Origin of the sequence: Sphingomonas sp. Leaf33 (genome assembly GCF_001421785.1) — a bacterium.
Classification (GTDB): domain Bacteria; phylum Pseudomonadota; class Alphaproteobacteria; order Sphingomonadales; family Sphingomonadaceae; genus Sphingomonas.
In genome coordinates this window covers 336,714-356,869 of sequence record NZ_LMLB01000001.1, presented here as the reverse complement: position 1 = coordinate 356,869, position 20,156 = coordinate 336,714, and the positions used below count along the sequence as shown (strand labels likewise).

Here is a 20,156-nt window from a genome sequence, read left to right as displayed (position 1 = left end):
TGACGTCGCCGCGTCACGACTAGCCTGCGGCTGCCGGACGCAGAATGCCGGCAGTCCACAGGAGAGTGACCATGCGAGCGATTACGAAGCGCGCCATCCTATCGACGATCACCGCCGCCGGCTTGGCCGCGGTCCTGACGACCTCGGTCCAGGCGCGACCGACATACTGTATGCGCGAAGGCTATTATTACGCCGACCGCAAGACCGGCGGCGACCGCACCAGTTCGCAGTGGGACTATTATGTCGGGCTGTGGTTCGACACGAACGACTGCAACGGCGAATACGCCTGCAACGACACGACGATCGCCTGCGTCATTCCGGAATAGCGGGACCGACCGCCGTTGCCTTGGGGTGACGGCGGTGGCTTGTCGCTGGACTATGATAACTCCGCAGCTACGCCGAAGATCACCGCGGAAGTCGGCGAAGCGCCACCGAGAAAAAAAGCGCTGCTAAAGGCTTCCTCGCCGCCGGCCCGAGCGCACAGGAAACCGCCGAGGCCAGCAAGGCGGCAGCGCTGAAGGGCATGGAAAAGATGAGCGCGCTCTACAAAGCGACCGGCCGCGAGTTGTATATCGGTGCGGGTGATAGGGAGCGGGATTAAACAGGTTTGCAGCTACCGTCGCGTTGTGGAGTAAAACGGTCTTATCTGCTAAAGCAAGACAATGACAAACGTCGTTATCGATAACTCGACCTTGACGGCCGTGGAGCGTGTGCTGGGTCACATTCCAGTCGACAAAAATTATGACCTGTCCGGAGACTTGTCAGCGTTCGAGGGGTATCTTGCAGGGCTTATCTTTTACGATCAGCCCGTTCGGATCAATGATTATAAGCCAGAGTTCTCGCAATCGCGTGCTCAACATTTTCCGGAGTTGGGTATCGTAACTTTTGAGAAAGATTCCTACGATAATCTGCTATTACAGGCCCGAGAACTTACGTCAAAAACTTATTTGAAGATACATGGCGGTGATCTCGGAAGTGATCCTATCGGAGAATTTCTTAAAGACCTTGATCTTCATGTTTGCCCGGCTTGGCACATGCAGTCGAGCGACTATTATTTGCGTATTCGACTTCTTGCCAATGAAACTGGGTCTAGTTTTGAGAAATATTCACCGCTTATGTCGGCTATTTTTGACCAACTGACCGAGACGAAGAGCGCTGGTCAAAAGCCAATATGGAATAAGGAGCTAATCGGATCAGACGGGAAGCCGGTTCGAGACGTGATGGGCAAAGGCCATGATGGAAGCCGAAAAAGTTGGACGTGATCTTCATGCGTTTTCGGCGGGATTGAATTGGCTCGCCTTAAGGTCCGTATTTTACGCCGTAGTTTCAGAACACCTCGAAGCTGTGTCTATTTGTCATCCCATTAGAAATGACTTTATCGCTCGCTACTATGCGAATGATCTTGGGGCGATCCGTCCGGATCAGCGTGAAGCGGTGCTCTCTTACTTTCGGGCTACGGCATCCGAGCTTGTCGACCAGTCGAATGAACTGCTGGGTGGCGGGGCATTCAAACTTCGTACGCCCTTGATCTCGGCATGGGCTACGATGGTTGCTGGCTCGCCCCGAAAAGCACGCGCACACGTGCTCGAAATCAGTGGCTCTCCTGAGGCGATCGCACTAAGGGCAAGAATGAGAGACATAGAAAATTTACAAGCCGAAGAGGACTTCGCCAAAGCTAGAGCAGCGGCAGCAACCCTATTCCGAGACTTTCAATACGCTACAGAGTCGCTCTTCCGAAAATATGGAAAGAAGGGAGAGGACCCATTTAGGGTATCCGCAAATATAATTGGGATGTCAGGTTCCTTTAAACTGGTTCCATTGATGCAGAAGGTAGCGAGTATGCTGCCTAAACGCGCAAGGTCGGTAGCACTTCTCCGAAATATTACTCTGGATTTGGTGACGAGTCCGACGCTTGGGCAAGTTGCTGATATGCTACGGGCTGACGCCACGATTGGATCGGACGAGTACGAAAGAGTATACCGACCCAAATTCGAGAAGCCCAGATTTCGTTATGCGCGTTCTCATTGGAAGGAGCCCATGTGAGCTTACAGGTGTGGGATGCCACACCTCGCCCACATCACCCTCGTCGTCCGCGACTATGACGAAGCCCTCGCCTTCTACGTCGGCAAGCTCGGCTTCGACCTTGTCGAGGACAGTTACCAGCCCGAGCAGGACAAGCGTTGGGTCACCATCCGCCCGCCGGGCGCCGTACCCCACGCGACCACCATCCTCCTTGCCCGCGCCACGACGCCCGAGCAGACCTGTCGCATCGGCGACCAGACCGGCGGGCGCGTCGCCTTCTTTCTCGCCACCGACGATTTTGACCGCGACCATGCGGGCTTCACCGCCGCCGGCGTGACGTGGGTGCGCCCGCCCGCCGACCAGCCCTATGGCCAGGTTGCGGTGTTTGCCGACCTGTACGGCAATCTGTGGGACCTCATCCAGTATACCGACAGGCGCTGACGCTATTTGCGCAAGCACTTCGAAACGGGATCGGCGATCCGCTGCTTGCCGTCCTTCAGCCCGTCCCACGCCGCCGATCCCTTGGCATAGCGGCTGACCGGCACGGCATCGCCATCGCCGGTCTGCGCCAGGATCTGGTGCACCGATCGCCGGACGCGGCGGGCGTCCTGCTGCTTCCGGGGCTTGTCGCTCGGCGCGGTCGTGTGGCCGACGAACGGGGCATGGCGACGGCTGCGGCTCATCGCGTCCGCATAGCTGAAACGCCGGCTCGCGTCACCGCGCAGCCCGGCGCTGCAGCGCGCCAAATCCAACAGTTGGTGCAAAGTTGGAATTAATTTGCTCCACACTGTCGGATGATCGACTCATCCTCTCCCGCCGCGGCCACCGCGCTTGCCACCGCCGACCTGTCCGACACCGCGCTCGACGAGGTCGCCCCTGACACCGACTATGATCCGGCCGACTATCGCTGGGTCCCGGTCCGCCGCCGCCCGCGGCTCGATGGGTGGACCGAGGAGAAGCAGCGGCGCTTTATCGAGGTGCTGGCCGACACCGGCCTCGTCGGGGCCGCGGCCAAGGCTGTCGGGATGTCGCGGGAAACCGCGTACCGGCTGCGGCGATCGGCGCATGGCGCGGCGTTCGCACGCGCCTGGGACGCAGCGCGTCACCATGCCGGCGGCCTGATCGAGGACATTGCGTTCGAACGCGCGATCGAAGGGGTCGAGCAGGATGTCTACGACGGCCACGGCGAGGTCGTCGCCGCGCGGCTGGTATACGACAACCGGCTGCTCAAATATCTGCTCAGCCACCTGAAGCCCGATCGCTATGGCCCGCGCGGCGCCGGTGCGCTGCCGCCCGCACCTGCGGTCGAGGACAGCCTGCGCGCGATGGAGCCGGCGCTGCCCGCGCCCCCGGACCAGCTGATGACGCCCGACGATCTGTCGGCCGCGCTCGACTTGGCCGAGGTCGCCGACGGCGTCCTGCCGCATTTCCTGAACGAACAGCGTGCGGTCAGGAGCGACCGCGCAGTGATGCTGGCAGAGCGCGATGCGCGGGGCGCCGCCGCGATGGCCCGGCAGGATGCGGGCGAGACGCTGACCGACGCGGAGCGCGCCGACCTGTACTATCATCTCGATCCGGCCAGCAATTCCGCCCGGCGGCGGCGACCGCGATAGTGTGACCCGAGTGTGACCTTTCACCCCCCGGGGGGCGTCACGCGCGGCGGATGCGGTACGGTCCGGCGCGGGTGGCCATGTCCACGCCCTTCCAGCTGAGCGCGACCGATCCGTCGGCGACCAGTGCGTCGACGGCGGCGTGGACGCCAAGCATCTCGGCGCGCCAGTCGACGTGCCCGCCGGCCGCGGCCAGCGCGCGGGCGGCTTCGCTCGGACAGAGCGTGGCAGCGGGCGCGCGGGTCGCGAGCAGGGTCAGGACGGCGTCGGTCGGAGACATGGGTCGGTCGGGGTCACGCCGCCCCTCTTACGCGGCTTCGACCGTCTCCGACACCTTGTCGAGCCACGCATCGATCAGCAGGATCGCGCGGTCGCTCGCCCGGACGAAGGATCGGCGGCCGTCCTGCGGGTCGCGGCGACGCTCGATCAGCCCGCGGTCCTCCAGCTCGCGCATCCGCCGCAGCGCGGTCGAGGTCGCGGCATTGGCGCCGATGCAGACGCTGGACACCGCCAGCACCCGCCCCTCGCGCTCCGCCTGGTACAGGTCGAGCAGCATGTCCCAGGCGGGCTCGCCGAAAACGTCGGCCTGGTCGCCGAACAACTGGTCGCGGGCGCGGCGCAGGCGATAGATCTTGCCGGCCAGGTCCGGGTGGCGCGCACAGCTCGACCGCAGCAGCCGCTGGCGTGCGGACGCGAGCATCTCCTCGATCTCGCCGAGCGTGCCGAGCGCCTCCTGCGCCGCCGCCGCCTTCGGGTGCGACGGCGCGTTCATGTCAGGCTCCCGCGGGCAGGCCGCGGCTCCACGGCGGATCCTCGCCATAGCGCTTCACCCGCGCCCGGTGCCGCCAGGCCGCGACCGCCAGGATGATCGGGTTGGGGTAGCTCCAGGCCGCATAGGCGAGGAAATAGGACGTGGGCCACAGCGTCGGGGTGAGCTTCAGCAGATGGGTGACGACGGTGTTGAGCAACACCGCCGCCATCCACATCGGCCAGTACCGCTGGGCGAAGAGCGACAGGATGACGATGCCGACCAGCATCGCGAAGTCGATGGCCAGAATGCCGACCTCGACCGCCTGGAACCCGGTGAACCGCACCAGCGGCATCAATGCCGAGGCCAGCACCGCTGCAAGCAGGATGGCGACCCCGATCCGCTCCGGCAGCCCGCCGCGCACCGCCGCATACAGCGAGCAACACACGAGCAGGGCCAGATAGACTTGTACGTGCATCGTCCACGTTCGAACCTTTATCGTTCACGACTGTCAATGCCGGCGTCAGGCCGCGGCGGCGAGCTGCGGCAGCGCGCCGTTCGGCGTGTCGCCGTCCTTGGGCGTGTCGTACAGGTCGCCCTGGCCCAGCACGTCGTGGCGGATGGCCGCGGCGCGCAGTTCACCGTGCGCGCTCTTGATGTCCTTCATCGCGGCAAAGACCTTGGCCGTCGCATCGCCGATGTAATCGACCGCGCGCTGCGCCTCGAGCGGGTGGAAGGTGCCGTCGGCCCGCGCGGTGAGCACGGCGGTGCCCATTGCCAGCACCTTGATCGCGGCCTGGTTGGCGGCAAGCTCGGCGGGCTGCAGCGAGCGGGCGATGCGGACGGCGGCGATCGTCTTTGAAGAAGGCATACGGGTCTCCTTCGCGGCTCGCCGGGTGCGGCCGCGTCAACGGGTTGGCGTTGTCGGAAAGGTCAGGTGATCAGGTCGTGAAGGACGCTCAGGCCCGTCAGGAAGTTCGCCGCCGCAAGCAACATCGCGACCGCCAGGGCCACGATCCACACAAGGCGGGCGACAGGCTCCAGATCATTGTACTGCCTCCCTTGCCGGAGGAACGGCACCCGCCAACGGAGGCGGAGGTCGTGTCCGGCTGGGACCGATATGGCTGCAATACCCGGGGGTCCGGCAATCCCGCGCGGCTGGGTATCCAATGGCTGGGTATGCTCTGCGGGTACCGCCGCAGGGGAGGGCGTCGTGACGGCGGGGGGATCGGGTACGAACGCGCTGTCGATCGCCTCCAGCCGACGCGCGGCATCCCGCCGGCTGACCGTGCCCATGGCGCGGATCGCCCGCTTCAGATGGAGGTCGACGGTATGATGCGAGATGCCGAGCGCGACGGCGATCTCCTTCGACGACAACCCCTGCCCCACCAGGCGCAGGCAATCGCGTTGCCGGTCGGTCAGTCGTTGGGCGTCATCGGCGGACATCGTGTGCACCTTGCGCACAACCGCGACGCAATCTCAACCAAAGTGGGGCCTACCACCGCTTCGGATGCAAATTTTACGTGGATTGTCCGCAAACTGCGATGCGGCTCGGCAGGCCCGGTGCGGGCCGCGGCGGCGGCGTCAGCTAGGAAAATGGATGCCCGACAAGGACTCGAACCTTGATTGACGGAGTCAGAGTCCGCTCTCTTACCATTAGAGGATCGGGCAATGGTGGCGGGCCTCTAGTCCGCGGTTGCGGGCGCTGTCAACCGGTTATCCGGACACGCCTTGTCGTTTGTGCGATGAACCGTTACCGTCGTGTCCAAGCACCGAACGACCGGCTCGCGGTCGCGACGGACGAGAACGATAAGAAGAAAGTTACGGCCGTGGGGGACATATCCGCCCGAGGGCCGTACGGACCGCGTGCCCACGCGCCCCGTCCGGCCCCACGATCGCCAGCGCATGGTCGCTGGCCGCAGGCGCGCCATTATGCCGCGCTCGATCTTGGCACCAACAACTGCCGCCTGCTGATCGCGCGACCGCAAGGATCGGGCTTTGCGGTCGTCGATGCGTTCAGCCGGATCGTCCGGCTGGGCGAAGGGCTCGCTGCGACCGGCCGCCTCAGCGACGAAGCGATCGAGCGCACCATCGCGGCATTGCGCGTCTGCGCCGACAAGCTGAAGCGCCGCGACGTGGCGCTCGCCCGCTCCGTCGCGACCGAGGCCTGCCGCCGCGCGACGAACGGCCCCGATTTCATCCAGCGCGCCTACCGCGAGACGGGCATCATGCTCGACATCATCTCGGCGGAAGAGGAGGCGCGGCTGGCCGTGCTCGGTTGCCACGCGTTGATCGAACCGGGCGAAGGGGCGGCGCTGGTGTTCGACATCGGCGGTGGATCGACCGAGCTGGTGCTGGTCGATACCTATAGCCAAGTGCCCAAGGTGCTCGACTGGCACAGCGCGCCCTGGGGCGTGGTGTCGCTGACCGAAAGTGCGGGCAACGACGGATACCAGGCGATGCGCGCGCTGGTCCGCGCCAGCTTCGCCCCGTTCGCCGCGCGCTTGCCGCGTGACGTCGGGCGACGGCGGCTGCTCGGTACGTCGGGGACCGTCACGACGCTGGCGAGCGTCCACCTGGGGCTCGACAGCTACGATCGCTCGGCAGTCGACGGACTCATCATGCCCACCGGCGCCATGCGCGACGTCAGCCGGCGGATCGCCGGGCTGGATGTCGCGGGGCGTGCCAAGGTACCCTGCATCGGCCCCGAACGCGCCGACCTGGTCGTCGCGGGCTGTGCGATATTGGAGGAAATTCTGGACATCTGGCCCGCCGAACAGCTCGGCATCGCCGACCGCGGCATCCGCGAAGGGATTCTGCGCCGTCTGATGGGATCGCGCCAGTGAGGGCCGGGGCATGAGCCGGGACGGCGGTGGCCTGCACACCCGCGTCAAGACCTCCCGCGGACGCACGCCCCAGTCGACGCGCTGGCTAGAGCGGCAGCTGAACGACCCCTACGTCAAGCGGGCGAAGGCGGAAGGGTATCGCAGCCGCGCGGCCTACAAGCTCATCGAGCTCGACGAACGCTTCACCATCCTGCGCGGCGCGCGGCGCGTCGTCGATCTGGGCATCGCGCCTGGTGGCTGGGCGCAGGTGGTGCGCAAGAAAGTCCCGAAGGCCGCGGTGGTCGGGATCGACCTGCTGCCCGTCGATCCGATCGACGGCGTCACCATCTTCCAGATGGACTTCATGGACGACCGCGCGCCCGACGTGCTGATCGAGGCGCTGGGCGGCGCGCCGGACCTGGTGATCTCCGACATGGCGGCGAACACCGTCGGCCATCCGCAGACCGATGCGCTGCGCACGATGGCGCTGGTCGAAACCGCGGTCGCCTTCGCGGTCGACGTGCTGGAAAAGGGCGGGGCCTTCGTCGGCAAGGTCTTCGCGGGCGGTGCCGATTCGGCGCTGGTGGCGGAGCTGAAGCGCAATTTCACCAACGTGAAGCACGCCAAGCCCCCGGCCAGCCGGAAGGGGTCGAGCGAATGGTATGTCGTAGCGCAGGGGTTCAAGGGGAGGGCAGCGGAATAGAGGGAGGGCAGCGGATTAGCCAAGCTAATCCGCGTCGCGGCCCGACCCCGGCCGGCGGGGCAACGCCCCGACCGACGACGCGGCTTCGCCGCGACGGCGCCCCGCGTTCCCTATCTCGTCCTCGACGCCCCGCACCGGGTGCCAGGAAGAACGGTGCTTCGACAAGCTCAGCACGACCGGATTTAGTAGACCCTCGTGCTCCCGCGGAGGCGGGAGCCCAGTGTGGCAGGCCGATTTTGCTGGAAGCTCTGGGCACCCGCCTGCGCGGGAGCACAGACGCTACCTTAATATTCTATGATATTCACGAACCGACCCATCACCGCTTCGTCAGCTTCAGAACCTTCCCGTTCGACCCGCGTCCGCCGTCCTCCAGCAGCCAGATCGCGCCGTCCGGCCCCTGGTCGACATCGCGAATGCGCGTCCCCATCGGCCACTGGTCGCCCTTCGTCGCGCTCGTGCCGTTCACATCGACGCGGATCAGAGCCTTTGACGACAGCCCGCCGATGAACAGGTCGCCCTGCCACTCGGGGAACATGCGGCCGGTGTAGAGCAGCAGCCCGCCCGGCGAGATGACCGGGTTCCACCACACCTTCGGCGCCTCGAACCCGTCGCCCGGCGCGTGATCGGGGATGTCGTCGGTCGCCGAGCCGTAGTTGCGGCCGTTCGACACCTTTGGATAGCCATAGTTGCGCGCCGGCAGGATCAGGTTGACCTCGTCACCGCCCTCCGGCCCCATCTCCTGCTCCCACAGGTTGCCCGCACGATCGAAGGCGATGCCCAGAAGATTGCGGTGGCCGTAGGACCAGACCGCGGGGTGGAAGCCCTTGGCAGTCAGCGCCGGGTCACCCGCGGGCTTGCCGTCCAGGGTCAGGCGCAGCACCTTGCCCAGCGTCGCCTTGGGGTCCTGCGCCGGCGTGAACTTCTGCCGCTCGCCGTTGGTGAAGAACAGGTGCTTGCCGTCCGGCGCGAACGCGATCCGGCCCGAATAATGGCCATTGCCCTCCACGAACGGTGTCGCGCGGAACAGTTCGGTGATGCCGGTCATCTGCTCGGCACCCGCGGCTCCCGACAGCACGCCCCGCGCCAGCACGACGCCCTTCCCGCCCGCACCGGCCGTCGAATAGCTGAAATAGACCTGGCGGTTCTGGGCGAAGCCGGGCGCCGCGACGACATCCATCAGTCCGCCCTGGCCCGCCGTATCGACCGGGATCGTCGCGACCGTGCGCGACTGCTTACCATCGGCCGACAGCAGCAGCATCTGGCCCGCCTTTTCGGTCACCAGCATCCGCCCGTCTGGCAGGAACGTCATCGCCCACGGCGCGGTCAGGTCGGCGACCTCCGTCACCTGGAACGGCAGCCCCGCCTGCGATGTGGCAGGCGCCGGTGCGGCATCCTGGGCATTGCCGGGGGCGGCTTCGGTACAGGCGATCAGCGTGGTGGCGAGCAGAAGGGCGGTGAGGCGCATGGACGGGTTCCTGTGATGATGCCGTTTGGCAACGCCTCACCCGCGGTCCGGTTGCGCCCCGTCCGGCAGCGCGCGCGTTGGCATTTCGTTAACCACAACCGCCCTACGCCTCAGGACGAAGAGGTAACCAGGCGCGCATGTCGTATATCGAACCCGACCGTCAGGCATTCGCCGCCGCGCAGCCCGCGGCGGTCTGGCCGACGTCGCGCCCGCTCCTGTCGCTGATCGTGCCGGTGAAGGACGAGGAAGCGGCGATCGCGCCGTTCGTCGCGCGCGTCGTGCCGATCCTCGACGCGCTGACGCCGGGCGAAGGCTGGGAAATCCTGTTCGTCGACGACGGCAGCACCGATGCGACGCTGCCCGCGATCCTGGCCGCGCGCCATCGCCATCCCGCGATCCGCTGTCTCACGCTGTCGCGCAATTTCGGCAAGGAAGCAGCCCTCTCGGCGGGACTCGATCATGTCCGCGGGGCGGCGGTCGTGCCGATCGATGTCGATCTGCAAGACCCGCCAGAGGTGCTCGACGCGATGCTCGACGCCTGGCGCGCGGGCAACGAGGTCGTGCTGGGCATCCGCCGATCGCGCGCGCGCGATCATTGGCTGAAGCGCGGGACCGCCGACCTGTTCTACCGCGCGCACAATCGCCTGTCGCGCGACAAGATCCCGGCCCACGCCGGCGACTTCCGCCTGCTCGATGCGCGCGTCGTCGATGTCATCCGCGCGATGCCCGAGCGCAACCGCTTCATGAAGGGCTTGTTCGCCTGGGGCGGCTTCCGCCAGGCGAGCGTCGAATACGACCGCGCCGAGCGTACGCACGGGGTCACGAAGTTCAACTACTGGCGGCTGTGGACGCTGGCCCTCGACGGCATCACATCGTCCTCGACCATGCCGCTCCGGGTCTGGAGCTATGTCGGCGGCGTCGTCGCGCTGGCGGCCCTCGCCTATGCCGCGGTCATCGCCGTCCAGACGATGCTGTTCGGCAATGCGGTCGCGGGCTACCCGTCGCTGTTCGTCGCGGTCACCTTCCTGGGCGGCGTCCAGCTGCTGTCGTTGGGCGTCCTCGGCGAATATGTCGGCCGCATCCTGATCGAGGCGAAGGGCCGCCCGCTCTACGTCGTGCGCGACCGACTGGGATTCGACGACTAGCCGCCTTGCGCGGCCGGGCGCTTCGCTCTATATCGCGCTTGCCTTCTCGACATCGTGATACATGCCGAGGCTGGTCCCACCGGGGCCGGCAGCGAGGCTGCATGTTCGTTTGGAGAAGACCCTGTTGGCCGACATCGCGCACCTGACCGCGCTCATCGAACCCGAAGCGAAGGCGCTCGGGCTGGACCTCGTGCGCGTGAAGATGTTCGGCGGCCAGTCCGATCCGACGCTACAGGTGATGGCCGAGCGGCCCGACACGCGCCAGCTGACGATCGACGATTGCGCCGACCTGTCGCGCCGCATCTCCGACGTGTTCGACGCGCTGGAGGAGGCGGGCAAGGACCCGATCGACTACGCCTATCGCCTGGAAGTATCGTCGCCCGGCATCGACCGCCCGCTGACGCGCCTCAACGACTTTGCCGACTGGGCGGGCCATGAAGCGCGCGTGACGCTGACCGAGAAGGTCGACGGCCGCAAACAGCTGAACGGTACGCTGGCCGGCATCGATGGCGAAACCGTCACCGTCGACGTGCGCGGACATCAGCCGATGACCGTCCGTTTCGACCAGATTTCCGACGCGAAGCTCGTCATCACTGACAAGCTGATCGCCGCAACCGCACCATTGTCGACGCAGGGCGCCGACAAGATCATCGAAACTGAGGAATAAGCGCATGGCCTCGTCCCCGTCCGGCGGCATCACCGCAAACCGCGCCGAACTGATCGCGATCGCCGATTCGGTCGCGAAGGAAAAGCTGATCGACAAGGCCATCGTCATCGAGGCGATGGAGGACGCGATCCAGCGCGCGGCCAAGAACCGCTACGGCAGCGAGAACGACATCCGCGCGAAGCTCGACCCGAACACCGGCGACCTGCGCTTGTGGCGCGTCGTCGAGGTGGTCGAAGCGGTCGACGATTATTTCAAGCAGGTCGACCTGAAGGGCGCGCAGAAGCTCCAGAAGGACGCGGCCGTCGGCGACTTCATCGTCGATCCGCTGCCCCCGATCGAATTCGGCCGCATCCAGGCGCAGGCGTCCAAGCAGATCATCTTCCAGAAGGTCCGCGACGCCGAGCGCGAGCGCCAGTATGAAGAGTTCAAGGATCGCCAGGGCGAGATCATCATCGGCGTCGCCAAGCGCGTCGAATTCGGTCACATCGTCGTCGATCTCGGCCGCGCCGAAGGCGTCATCCGCCGCGACCAGCAGATTCCGCGCGAGCTGGTCCGCGTCGGCGACCGCGTCCGCAGCCTCATCAAGGAAGTGCGCCGCGAGAACCGCGGGCCGCAGATCATGCTCAGCCGCGCGCACCCCGACTTCATGAAGAAGCTGTTCGCGCAGGAAGTGCCGGAAATCTACGACGGCATCATCGAGATCAAGGCCGCCGCCCGCGATCCCGGCTCACGCGCAAAGATCGGCGTCATCAGCCATGATTCGGGCATCGATCCGGTCGGCGCCTGCGTCGGCATGAAGGGCAGCCGCGTGCAGGCGGTCGTCCAGGAAATGCAGGGCGAGAAGATCGACATCATCCCCTGGTCGCCCGACACCGCGACCTTCGTCGTCAACGCATTGCAGCCGGCCAACGTCGCGCGCGTCGTGATCGACGAGGAGGAAGACCGCATCGAAGTCGTCGTTCCCGACGATCAGCTGTCCCTCGCCATCGGCCGCCGCGGCCAGAACGTGCGTCTCGCGTCGCAGCTGACCGGCAAGGCGATCGACATCCTGACCGAGACGGATTCGAGCGAGAAGCGGCAGCAGGAATTCGTTCAGAACAGCGAGATGTTCCAGAACGAGCTCGACGTCGACGAGACGCTGGCCCAGTTGCTGGTCGCCGAAGGCTTCGGCGCGCTGGAAGAGGTCGCTTATGTCGAGATCGACGAGCTGGCGGGCATCGAGGGCTTCGACGAGGATCTGGCGCAGGAGCTCCAGAGCCGTGCCGCCGAAGCGCTGGAGCGTCGCGAGACCGCACAGCGTGAGGAGCGCCGCGCGCTGGGCGTCGAGGACGCGCTGGCCGAGCTGCCGTACCTGACCGAAGCGATGCTGGTAACGCTCGGCAAGGCAGGGATCAAGACGCTCGACGACCTGGCCGATCTCGCGACCGACGAACTGATCGCCAAGAAGCGCCAGGAACCGCGCCGCCGTGCCGATTCGGACAAGCCGGCGCCGCAGCGCGAAGGTGACAAGGGCGGCGTGCTCGGTACCTACGGCCTGTCGGAAGAACAGGGCAACGAAATCATCATGGCCGCCCGCGCCCACTGGTTCGCGGACGAAGACGAAACGGGCGCAGAGCCTGCTCAGGAGGACGCACATGCGGACTCCGGACAATGACACCCCTGAGCTGACCGACAGCCCGGAGCGGACCTGCATCCTCTCGCGCGACATAGGTCCGCGCGAGGGGCTGGTCCGGCTCGCCCTGTCGCCCGATGGCGACGTAGCCCCCGACGTGCGCGCCAAGGCTCCTGGCCGTGGCGCGTGGATCGGCGTGTCGCGCGCCGAGCTAAAAACCGCCGTCGCCAAGGGCAAATTGAAGGGCGCGCTCGCACGCGCCTTCAAGGGTGCGAAAATCTCCGTCCCCGACGATCTGGCGCAGCGAATCGAGCAGCAGCTGGAACGCCACGCACTCGACCGGCTGGGTCTGGAGGCGAAGGCGGGCAACCTGCTGATCGGTGCCGAACGTATCGAAACGGCGGCACGCAGCGGGCAATTGCACCTGCTGCTCCACGCAAGCGACGCGCGTCCCGATGGCGCGTCCAAGCTGGCCCAGGCCTGGCGCGTGGGGTCGGACCGCGAGGGTACCGACCTCAAGGGCTTGGTTTTGCCGGTCACGCGCACCACATTGTCCGTGGCGTTGGGCCGCGAAAATGTGGTACACGCTGGCCTGACGGACGCCCAGGCGGCCAGGCGGGTGCGCGAGGCGCTGACCCGCTGGCTGCATTTTATCGGACCCGAACGTGCCGCTGACCCTCGCGCCGACGACGCGCAGGGGCCATCGGCACCAGACATTACGGCCGACCCGACCGCGGGTTCGGCGAGCACAGGACTTTGAGCGAGCGCATGAGCGACACCGACAACGACAAGCCGAAACTCGGGATGCGCCAGCCATTGGGGCTGAAGCGCACGGTCGAGACCGGCAAGGTGAAGCAGAGCTTCAGCCACGGCCGTTCGAACACGGTGGTGGTCGAAGTGAAGCGCCGCCGCGTGCTCGGCCCCCAGGGCGGTCAGGGAAGCGAACCTCAGGTGCAGGATGCGCCCGAGGCAGTGCCCGCGCCCGCTCCGGTCGCTACCCCCACGCCCGCCCCGCGCCCTGCGCCTGCCGACAACCTGTCGCCGCAGGAGCGCCAGACCAAGCTGCTGCGCGAGGCCGAGGAGCAGCGGATGTCCGCGCTCGAGGACGCGCGCCGTCGCGAGGAACAGGCCCGCACCCAGGCCGCCGAGGACGAGAAACGCCGCGCTGCCGAGCGTACCGCCGCGACGGAAGCCGAAGCGACCAAGCCGGCGCCTGAGCCGGCCCCGGCGCCTGAGCCCACCCCGGCTCCTGCGCCCGAGCCGACTCCAACGCCGGAAGCCGCCGCCGCACCGACGCCTGCGCCGGTCGCCGCCGCTCCGGCGGCGCCCGCAAAGCCGGCCGCTCGCGCAGCCGCGCCGACGCCGGCCCCGGCGCCCGAGCCGATCGTGCTGACCCCGGACGCCTCGCGCCCGGCGCCGCGCCGCTTTACGCCGGTGCCGCGTCCCGAAATTCCCAAGCCCGTCGCAAAGCCCGCGCCGGCCCCGACTCCGGCGCCCGCAGCGGCGGCCCCTGCCGCATCGTCGGGTGGCAACGCGCCGCAGCGCGCCCTGCCCTCGGGCGTCGCGACGCCACGCAACACCGCGGCCCCCGCGCGGCCGCAGCAGCGCGACCGCAAGGGCGACGAGCGTCGCGGCGGCAAGCTGACCGTCAATCGCGCGCTGAACGAGGACGGCGCCCGCGCGCGGTCGCTCGCGGCGCTCAAGCGTGCCCGTGAAAAGGAAAAGCGTGGCTTCGGCGGCCCGCGCGAGCCGCAGGTCAAGCAGGTCCGCGACGTGCAGGTTCCGGAAGCGATCACCGTCCAGGAACTCGCCAACCGCATGGCGGAACGTGGCGCCGACCTGGTGAAGGCGCTGTTCAAGATGGGCTCGCCCGTCACCATGACCCAGACGATCGATCAGGACACCGCCGAGTTGCTGGTGACCGAATTCGGCCACAACATCGTTCGCGTGTCCGATAGCGACGTCGACCTCGCGCTCGACACCGTGCCCGATGCCGATGGCGAGCTGAAGCCGCGCCCGCCGGTCGTGACCATCATGGGCCACGTCGATCACGGCAAGACTTCACTGCTCGACGCTCTCCGCGGCACCGACGTGGTGCGCGGCGAAGCCGGCGGCATCACCCAGCACATCGGTGCGTATCAGGTGACGCTGAAGGACAAGTCGAAGATCACCTTCCTCGACACGCCGGGCCACGAGGCGTTCACCGCCATGCGCGCGCGCGGTGCCGACGTCACCGACATCGTCGTGCTGGTGGTGGCCGCCGACGACGGGCTGATGCCGCAGACGATCGAGGCGATCAACCACACCAAGGCGGCCGGCAAGCCGATGATCGTGGCGATCAACAAGATCGACAAGCCCGAAGCCAACGCCCAGCGCGTGCGCGAGCGCCTGCTCGAGCATGACGTGCAGGTCGAAGCCATGGGCGGCGAGACGCAGGACGTCGAAGTGTCGGCCAAGAACCGCACCGGCCTGGACGAGCTGATCGAGAAGATCCAGCTCCAGGCCGAACTGATGGAGCTGACCGCAAACCCCGACCGCGCCGCCGAAGGCAGCGTGATCGAAGCGAAGCTCGACAAGGGCCGTGGTCCGGTCGCGACGGTGCTGGTCACCCGCGGTACGCTGAAGGTCGGCGACGTGTTCGTCGTCGGCGCCGAAAGCGGCAAGGTCCGCGCGATCGTCGACGACAAGGGTCGCCAGATGAAGTCGGCCGATCCGTCGATGCCGGTCGAAGTGCTGGGCATCACCGGCACGCCGTCGGCGGGCGACACGCTGAGCGTCGTCGAGAACGAGGCGCGTGCGCGTGAGGTCGCCGAATACCGCCAGAGCGTCCTGACGCAGAAGCGCACGACGTCGGCCCCGGCCAGCCTGGAATCGATGTTCTCGGCGCTGAAGGCCAAGCAGGCGATCGAATATCCGCTGGTCGTGAAGGCGGATACGCAAGGGACGGTCGAGGCGATCGTCGCTGCGATCAACAAGATCTCGACCGACGACATCCGCGCCCGCATCCTGCATTCGGGCGTAGGCGGCATCACCGAGAGCGACGTGAACGTGGCCGCCGCCAGCGGCGCTCCGATCATCGGCTTCAACGTGCGTCCGAATGCGAACGCGCGCCAGATCGCCGAGCGTCACAAGGTCGCGTTGAAGTACTACGACGTGATCTACGACCTGACCGACGAGATCCGCGCCGGCATGGCCGGGCAGCTGGGTCCGGAAGCGTTCGAAACGGTCGTCGGCCGCGCCGAAATCCGCGAGGTCTTCTCGGCGGGCAAGCACGGCCGCGCCGCCGGTCTGCTGGTCACCGACGGCGTCATCCGCAAGGCGCTCAAGGCGCGCATCACCCGGGCGGATGTCATCATCTACCAAGGCGAGATCGCCTCGCTGCGCCGGTTCAAGGACGACGTCGCCGAAGTGCGCGCAGGCCTGGAATGCGGTGTTACGTTCACCCAGAACTTCACCGACATCAAGGCGGGCGACTATCTGGAAACGTACGAAGTCGAGCTGCGCGAGCGGACGCTTTAAGCAACTCCAGGTCCCCTCCCCGAGCCGGGGAGGGGGCTAAGCGAAGGCTAGATGGTCCAGAAATCCGAAACCGGCGAGAAATCCGTCCGTACGCTGCGTGTCGGCGAACAGGTCCGCCATATCCTGAGCGAGATTTTCGCGCGCGGCGATGTGCATGACGATGTGCTGACCAGTCACATGGTCAGCGTCACCGAAGTGCGCATGTCCCCCGACCTGCGCCACGCGACCGTGTTCGTGAAGCCGCTGCTCGGCAAGGACGAGGCCGTCGTCATCAAGGCGCTTCGCACCAACACCGCCTATCTCCAGCGCGAAGTCGCCACCCGCGTGAAGATGAAATACGCGGCCAAGCTCAAATTCCTGGCCGATGAAAGCTTCGACGAAGGCACGCACATCGACACGATCCTGCGATCGGAGCAGGTGGCGCGCGACCTTGACGGCGCGTGAGGTAAGACGCATCTTACCTGGATGAACGCGTTCACGAAACTTTCGGAAAAGGGGCAAGTCGTCGTTCCGGTCGCCACGCGGCATCGGCTTGGTTGGACGGCTGGCCTCGATCTCGAAGTGATCGAGCATGAGGACGGCGTCACCTTCCGTCGAAAGCGATCGGCCAAGACGCTGACGCCCGACCAGGCAGTGGCCGGATTCAAAAAACTCTATCGACACGAAGGCCCGCCGGCATCGCTAGACGATATGAAGGATGCCGCGCGTCGAATGGCGTCAGGCGAAGATATGTTTCGTTCGTGAAGGCTGTCGACACAAATATCCTCGTCCGCTGGATCACGCGCGACGATCCGGTCCAATCGCCGATCGCCGACTCGGTCGTAGCCGAACAGATCTTCGTGACGCTGACGGTGCTTCTCGAACTGGCATGGACACTCGGCGGCAATCCGTATCGTCTCGATCGGACAGCGATCGTCGCCGCCCTTAGGCTCGTGCTCGCGACGCAAACGATTACCGTTCAGCGCGAAGCCGGCGTGCTATGGGCTATCGAACGTTTCGCTGCAGGCGCCGATATCGCCGACATGCTGCATATCGTGGCGGCAGGGGGTAACGATAGCTTTGTCAGCTTCGAAAGGAGGCTGGCGCAGCGCGCAGGACCCGACGCGCCTTTGCCGATCGAGGTTCCTACCTGATGGCCAAGCTCTACTTCTACTACGCCAGCATGAATGCGGGGAAGTCGACGACCCTGTTGCAGGCCGACTTCAATTACCGCGAGCGCGGTATGCGGACGATGCTGTTCACCGCAGGCATCGACGATCGGTTCGAAGCGCGGACGATCACGTCGCGGATCGGCTTGGCCATGCCGGCGATCGCCTTCGACGGCGACACCGATATCGGCGCGTGCGTGGCACAAGAACAGGCGCGCGCGAAGATCGATTGCGTGCTGGTCGACGAGGCGCAGTTCCTGACGCCCGAGCAGGTCACGCAGCTGGCATGGGTCTGCGACGTCGTCGGCATCCCCGTGCTGGCATACGGCCTGCGCACCGATTTCCAGGGCGCGTTGTTCCCGGGCTCGGCGCGGCTGCTGGCGGTCGCCGACGCCCTCATCGAGATCAAGTCGGTGTGCCTGTGCGGGCGCAAGGCGACGATGAACGCACGGATCGGCGCCGACGGGCGCGCGGCGAGCGAAGGCGCGCAGACCGAGATCGGCGGCAACGACCGCTATGTGGCGCTGTGTCGAAAGCATTTCGCAGAGGCGCTGGCCGGCGAGCTGGTCCTAGCGACCGCGGCGGCATGAGCGACACGATCTACACTATCGCGACGTGGCTGATCCCACTGGTCATCGCCATCGTCTTTCACGAAGTCGCGCATGGCTGGGTCGCGCGCGCGTTCGGCGATCCGACCGCGGCGCGGCTCGGGCGGCTGACGCTCAACCCGATCCGCCACGTCGATCCGATCGGGACGGTCGCGCTGCCGCTGCTGCTGGCGGTCACCGGCGCGCCGGTGTTCGGCTGGGCCAAGCCGGTGCCGGTCGTCGCTGCCCGCCTGCGCCATCCGCGCTGGCAGATGATGCTGGTCGCGCTGGCGGGGCCGGGCATCAACCTGCTGCTCGCCCTCCTGGCTGCGATCGGCCTGGCCATCATCGCCGGCAGCGGCGCGGCACCGGCGGATGCGACGACCGCGTTCATCGGTCGCAACCTGCTCAACTTCCTGCTGATCAACGTCTTCCTGGCCATCTTCAACCTGATCCCGCTGCCGCCGTTCGACGGCGGGCATGTCGTCGAGGGGCTGTTGCCGCGCAGCGCGGTGCCGGGGTGGCAGAAACTGGCACGGTTCGGCTTTCCCCTGCTCATCATCCTGCTGCTCGTGCTGCCCGCGATCCTGCCGCAGGCCGACATCGTCGCGCGCGCGGTGGTGCCGATCGTCCGCGCGGTCGCGGGCGGCTTCCTGAGCCTGGCCGGCGTCGCTATCTGACCGCCGATGCATGGCTGGGTGATTCTCGACAAGCCGCTGGGCTTGGGCTCGACGCAAGGCGTGTCCGCGGTGAAGCGGGCACTCCGGCAGGGTGGCTATGGCAAGGCCAAGGTCGGGCATGGCGGCACGCTCGACCCGCTGGCGACCGGCGTGCTGCCGATCGCGCTGGGCGAAGCGACGAAGCTGGCGGGCCGGATGCTCGACAGCGACAAGGTATATGATTTCACGATCCGGTTCGGCGTGCAGACCGATACGCTGGATGCCGAGGGATCGGTGAACGCTGAGAGCGACGTGCGGCCGACGCTTGCCGCGGTGGAAGCGGTGTTGCCGCGCTTCACCGGACCGATCGCGCAGGTGCCGCCGAAATATTCGGCACTGAAGGTCGATGGCGCGCGAGCGTATGACTTGGCGCGCGCGGGCGAAGACGTGGTGCTCGCGAGCCGGGACGTGGTGGTGCATTCGCTGACAATCCTCCCCGGCACGGGAAGGGGGACCGCCGAAGGCGGTGGAGGGGGCGGGCCGCGAAGTCCGTCGCCCGTGGAGCCCCCCCTCCACCAGCCTGCGGCTGGTCCCCCTCCCCGTGCCGGGGAGGATTTAGAAGAGGCGACCTTCACCGCCCATGTTTCAAAGGGCACGTACATCCGCTCCCTCGCCCGCGACATCGCAGGCGCGCTCGGCACGGTCGGCCATGTCACCATGCTTCGCCGCACCAAGGCCGGCCCGTTCACCCTGGCTCAAGCGATATCGCTGGACAAATTGGACGAAGTCGCTAAGGGCCGCACCCTTGAACAGATACTCCTGCCGCTGAGGGCGGGGCTGGACGACATCCCGGCTCTACCCCTCTCCCCCGACCAGGCAGGAGCGCTCCGACAGGGGCGTGTGCTGGCCGGGATCGCCGCAGACGATGGCCAGTATTTCGCGCTTCTCGGGGATACTCCGGTCGCGCTGGTCGAGGTCACTCACGGGGAAGCCCGTGTCGTCCGCGGGTTCAATATCTGACGATGTCGAGGACAAGAATTTTATGACGATTACCGCAGAGCGCCGCCAGGAAGTCATCAAGGACCACGCCCGCGCCGAAGGCGACACCGGGTCGACCGAGGTCCAGGTCGCGATCCTGACCGAGCGCATCCGCAACCTGACCGAGCATTTCAAGGGCCACGCGAAGGACAACCACTCGCGCCGCGGCCTGCTGATGATGGTCAACAAGCGTCGTTCGCTGCTGGATTATCTCCGCAAGTCGGATGGCGATCGCTATCTGGCCCTCATCGCGAAGCTCGGCCTTCGCAAGTAATCCCAAGGGCGCCTCCGGGCGCCCTTGTCGTATTCGGGCACGAGGCATTTCGGCCAAGCGCCCGACACACCTCCTCCCGTTCGCCCTGAGCTTGTCGAAGGGCTGCCCTTCTTTCGAGGATCGGAAGAGGTAAG

Annotated in this window: 26 protein-coding genes and 1 tRNA gene; 19 read left to right on the top strand and 8 right to left on the bottom strand. The window is 66.4% G+C overall.

What is annotated here, in order from left to right; genetic code table 11:
* Positions 1 to 71 precede the first annotated feature (71 nt).
* The 4 genes from ASE86_RS01830 to ASE86_RS01825 all read left to right on the top strand — a co-directional run bounded on the left by ASE86_RS01830 (position 72) and on the right by ASE86_RS01825 (position 2,463).
* Entirely contained in the window at positions 72 to 326 is a 255-nt protein-coding gene (locus tag ASE86_RS01830) for a hypothetical protein (RefSeq protein WP_056421801.1), read from the top strand.
* 336 nt (positions 327 to 662) lie between these two features.
* Positions 663 to 1,262 carry a hypothetical protein gene (locus ASE86_RS15860; RefSeq protein ID WP_156346998.1) on the top strand — a complete coding sequence of 200 codons (600 nt, stop codon included), beginning with the start codon at positions 663 to 665 and terminating at the stop codon, positions 1,260 to 1,262.
* A complete protein-coding gene (locus tag ASE86_RS15855; RefSeq protein ID WP_156346997.1) occupies positions 1,234 to 2,043 on the top strand; it encodes a hypothetical protein in 810 nt (269 codons plus the stop codon). The genes ASE86_RS15860 and ASE86_RS15855 overlap by 29 nt, the downstream gene beginning before the upstream one ends.
* A 15-nt stretch (positions 2,044 to 2,058) precedes the next feature.
* Positions 2,059 to 2,463: a VOC family protein gene (locus tag ASE86_RS01825; protein ID WP_056421800.1), complete on the top strand. Its 405-nt coding sequence runs from the start codon at positions 2,059 to 2,061 to the stop codon at positions 2,461 to 2,463.
* A 2-nt stretch (positions 2,464 to 2,465) separates the two neighbouring features.
* On the opposite strand, the gene ASE86_RS01820 is transcribed toward ASE86_RS01825, so the two are convergent.
* Positions 2,466 to 2,705 carry a hypothetical protein gene (locus tag ASE86_RS01820; RefSeq protein WP_156346996.1) on the bottom strand — a complete coding sequence of 80 codons (240 nt, stop codon included), beginning with the start codon at positions 2,703 to 2,705 and terminating at the stop codon, positions 2,466 to 2,468.
* 111 nt (positions 2,706 to 2,816) lie between these two features.
* Between ASE86_RS01820 and ASE86_RS01815 the strand changes: the two genes are divergently transcribed.
* Complete coding sequence (locus ASE86_RS01815; RefSeq protein ID WP_056421798.1) at positions 2,817 to 3,635, top strand: hypothetical protein; 819 nt, start codon at positions 2,817 to 2,819, stop codon at positions 3,633 to 3,635.
* A 37-nt stretch (positions 3,636 to 3,672) separates the two neighbouring features.
* On the opposite strand, the gene ASE86_RS01810 is transcribed toward ASE86_RS01815, so the two are convergent.
* From ASE86_RS01810 to ASE86_RS01785, 6 genes are all read right to left on the bottom strand, one after another.
* Complete coding sequence (locus ASE86_RS01810) at positions 3,673 to 3,912, bottom strand: DUF3253 domain-containing protein (RefSeq protein WP_056421797.1); 240 nt, start codon at positions 3,910 to 3,912, stop codon at positions 3,673 to 3,675.
* A 27-nt stretch (positions 3,913 to 3,939) separates the two neighbouring features.
* The gene (locus ASE86_RS01805; RefSeq protein WP_056421796.1) at positions 3,940 to 4,404 is read right to left on the bottom strand and encodes a MarR family transcriptional regulator; all 465 of its coding nucleotides are present in this window, start codon (positions 4,402 to 4,404) and stop codon (positions 3,940 to 3,942) included.
* 1 nt (position 4,405) lies between these two features.
* Positions 4,406 to 4,858, bottom strand: coding sequence for a hypothetical protein (locus ASE86_RS01800; protein WP_056421795.1), 453 nt, complete (start codon positions 4,856 to 4,858; stop codon positions 4,406 to 4,408).
* A gap of 45 nt (positions 4,859 to 4,903) precedes the next feature.
* Entirely contained in the window at positions 4,904 to 5,251 is a 348-nt protein-coding gene (locus tag ASE86_RS01795) for a hypothetical protein (protein WP_056421794.1), read from the bottom strand.
* A 62-nt stretch (positions 5,252 to 5,313) separates the two neighbouring features.
* Positions 5,314 to 5,826: a helix-turn-helix domain-containing protein gene (locus tag ASE86_RS01790; protein WP_056421793.1), complete on the bottom strand. Its 513-nt coding sequence runs from the start codon at positions 5,824 to 5,826 to the stop codon at positions 5,314 to 5,316.
* Positions 5,827 to 5,977: 151 nt separating this feature from the next.
* Positions 5,978 to 6,051 (bottom strand) — tRNA-Gln (locus tag ASE86_RS01785).
* A 158-nt stretch (positions 6,052 to 6,209) separates the two neighbouring features.
* Here ASE86_RS01785 and ASE86_RS01780 point away from each other — a divergent pair.
* Together ASE86_RS01780 and ASE86_RS01775 are read left to right on the top strand one after the other, a co-directional pair.
* Complete coding sequence (locus ASE86_RS01780) at positions 6,210 to 7,226, top strand: Ppx/GppA phosphatase family protein (RefSeq protein WP_235523956.1); 1,017 nt, start codon at positions 6,210 to 6,212, stop codon at positions 7,224 to 7,226.
* Between the two features lie 10 nt (positions 7,227 to 7,236).
* Entirely contained in the window at positions 7,237 to 7,908 is a 672-nt protein-coding gene (locus ASE86_RS01775) for an RlmE family RNA methyltransferase (RefSeq protein WP_056421792.1), read from the top strand.
* A 316-nt stretch (positions 7,909 to 8,224) separates the two neighbouring features.
* On the opposite strand, the gene ASE86_RS01770 is transcribed toward ASE86_RS01775, so the two are convergent.
* Complete coding sequence (locus ASE86_RS01770) at positions 8,225 to 9,373, bottom strand: PQQ-dependent sugar dehydrogenase (RefSeq protein ID WP_056421791.1); 1,149 nt, start codon at positions 9,371 to 9,373, stop codon at positions 8,225 to 8,227.
* A gap of 137 nt (positions 9,374 to 9,510) precedes the next feature.
* Here ASE86_RS01770 and ASE86_RS01765 point away from each other — a divergent pair, with 137 nt between their 5' ends.
* The 12 genes from ASE86_RS01765 (at position 9,511) to rpsO (ending at position 20,022) form a co-directional block, all read left to right on the top strand.
* Positions 9,511 to 10,518, top strand: coding sequence for a glycosyltransferase family 2 protein (locus ASE86_RS01765; protein ID WP_082441602.1), 1,008 nt, complete (start codon positions 9,511 to 9,513; stop codon positions 10,516 to 10,518).
* A 124-nt stretch (positions 10,519 to 10,642) separates the two neighbouring features.
* Positions 10,643 to 11,185: a ribosome maturation protein RimP gene (gene rimP / locus ASE86_RS01760; RefSeq protein WP_056426447.1), complete on the top strand. Its 543-nt coding sequence runs from the start codon at positions 10,643 to 10,645 to the stop codon at positions 11,183 to 11,185.
* Positions 11,186 to 11,189: 4 nt separating this feature from the next.
* The gene (gene nusA, locus ASE86_RS01755) at positions 11,190 to 12,839 is read left to right on the top strand and encodes a transcription termination factor NusA (protein WP_056421790.1); all 1,650 of its coding nucleotides are present in this window, start codon (positions 11,190 to 11,192) and stop codon (positions 12,837 to 12,839) included.
* The gene (locus ASE86_RS01750) at positions 12,820 to 13,557 is read left to right on the top strand and encodes a DUF448 domain-containing protein (RefSeq protein WP_200911472.1); all 738 of its coding nucleotides are present in this window, start codon (positions 12,820 to 12,822) and stop codon (positions 13,555 to 13,557) included. The genes nusA and ASE86_RS01750 overlap by 20 nt, the downstream gene beginning before the upstream one ends.
* Positions 13,558 to 13,565: 8 nt before the next feature.
* Positions 13,566 to 16,316 carry a translation initiation factor IF-2 gene (gene infB, locus ASE86_RS01745; RefSeq protein ID WP_056421789.1) on the top strand — a complete coding sequence of 917 codons (2,751 nt, stop codon included), beginning with the start codon at positions 13,566 to 13,568 and terminating at the stop codon, positions 16,314 to 16,316.
* Positions 16,317 to 16,367: 51 nt separating this feature from the next.
* A complete protein-coding gene (rbfA, locus tag ASE86_RS01740; RefSeq protein ID WP_056421788.1) occupies positions 16,368 to 16,760 on the top strand; it encodes a 30S ribosome-binding factor RbfA in 393 nt (130 codons plus the stop codon).
* Positions 16,761 to 16,781: 21 nt separating this feature from the next.
* The gene (locus ASE86_RS01735; RefSeq protein ID WP_056421787.1) at positions 16,782 to 17,060 is read left to right on the top strand and encodes an AbrB/MazE/SpoVT family DNA-binding domain-containing protein; all 279 of its coding nucleotides are present in this window, start codon (positions 16,782 to 16,784) and stop codon (positions 17,058 to 17,060) included.
* Positions 17,057 to 17,449, top strand: coding sequence for a type II toxin-antitoxin system VapC family toxin (locus ASE86_RS01730; protein WP_056421786.1), 393 nt, complete (start codon positions 17,057 to 17,059; stop codon positions 17,447 to 17,449). Before ASE86_RS01735 ends, ASE86_RS01730 begins: the two co-directional genes overlap by 4 nt.
* On the top strand, positions 17,449 to 18,054 hold the full coding sequence (locus ASE86_RS01725) for a thymidine kinase (protein ID WP_056421785.1): 606 nt from the start codon (positions 17,449 to 17,451) through the stop codon (positions 18,052 to 18,054). The genes ASE86_RS01730 and ASE86_RS01725 overlap by 1 nt, the downstream gene beginning before the upstream one ends.
* Positions 18,051 to 18,731, top strand: coding sequence for a site-2 protease family protein (locus tag ASE86_RS01720; RefSeq protein ID WP_056421784.1), 681 nt, complete (start codon positions 18,051 to 18,053; stop codon positions 18,729 to 18,731). The genes ASE86_RS01725 and ASE86_RS01720 overlap by 4 nt, the downstream gene beginning before the upstream one ends.
* Positions 18,732 to 18,737: 6 nt before the next feature.
* On the top strand, positions 18,738 to 19,730 hold the full coding sequence (gene truB, locus ASE86_RS01715) for a tRNA pseudouridine(55) synthase TruB (RefSeq protein WP_056421783.1): 993 nt from the start codon (positions 18,738 to 18,740) through the stop codon (positions 19,728 to 19,730).
* A 22-nt stretch (positions 19,731 to 19,752) separates the two neighbouring features.
* Complete coding sequence (rpsO, locus tag ASE86_RS01710; RefSeq protein ID WP_056421782.1) at positions 19,753 to 20,022, top strand: 30S ribosomal protein S15; 270 nt, start codon at positions 19,753 to 19,755, stop codon at positions 20,020 to 20,022.
* The last annotated feature ends 134 nt before the right edge of the window (positions 20,023 to 20,156 follow it).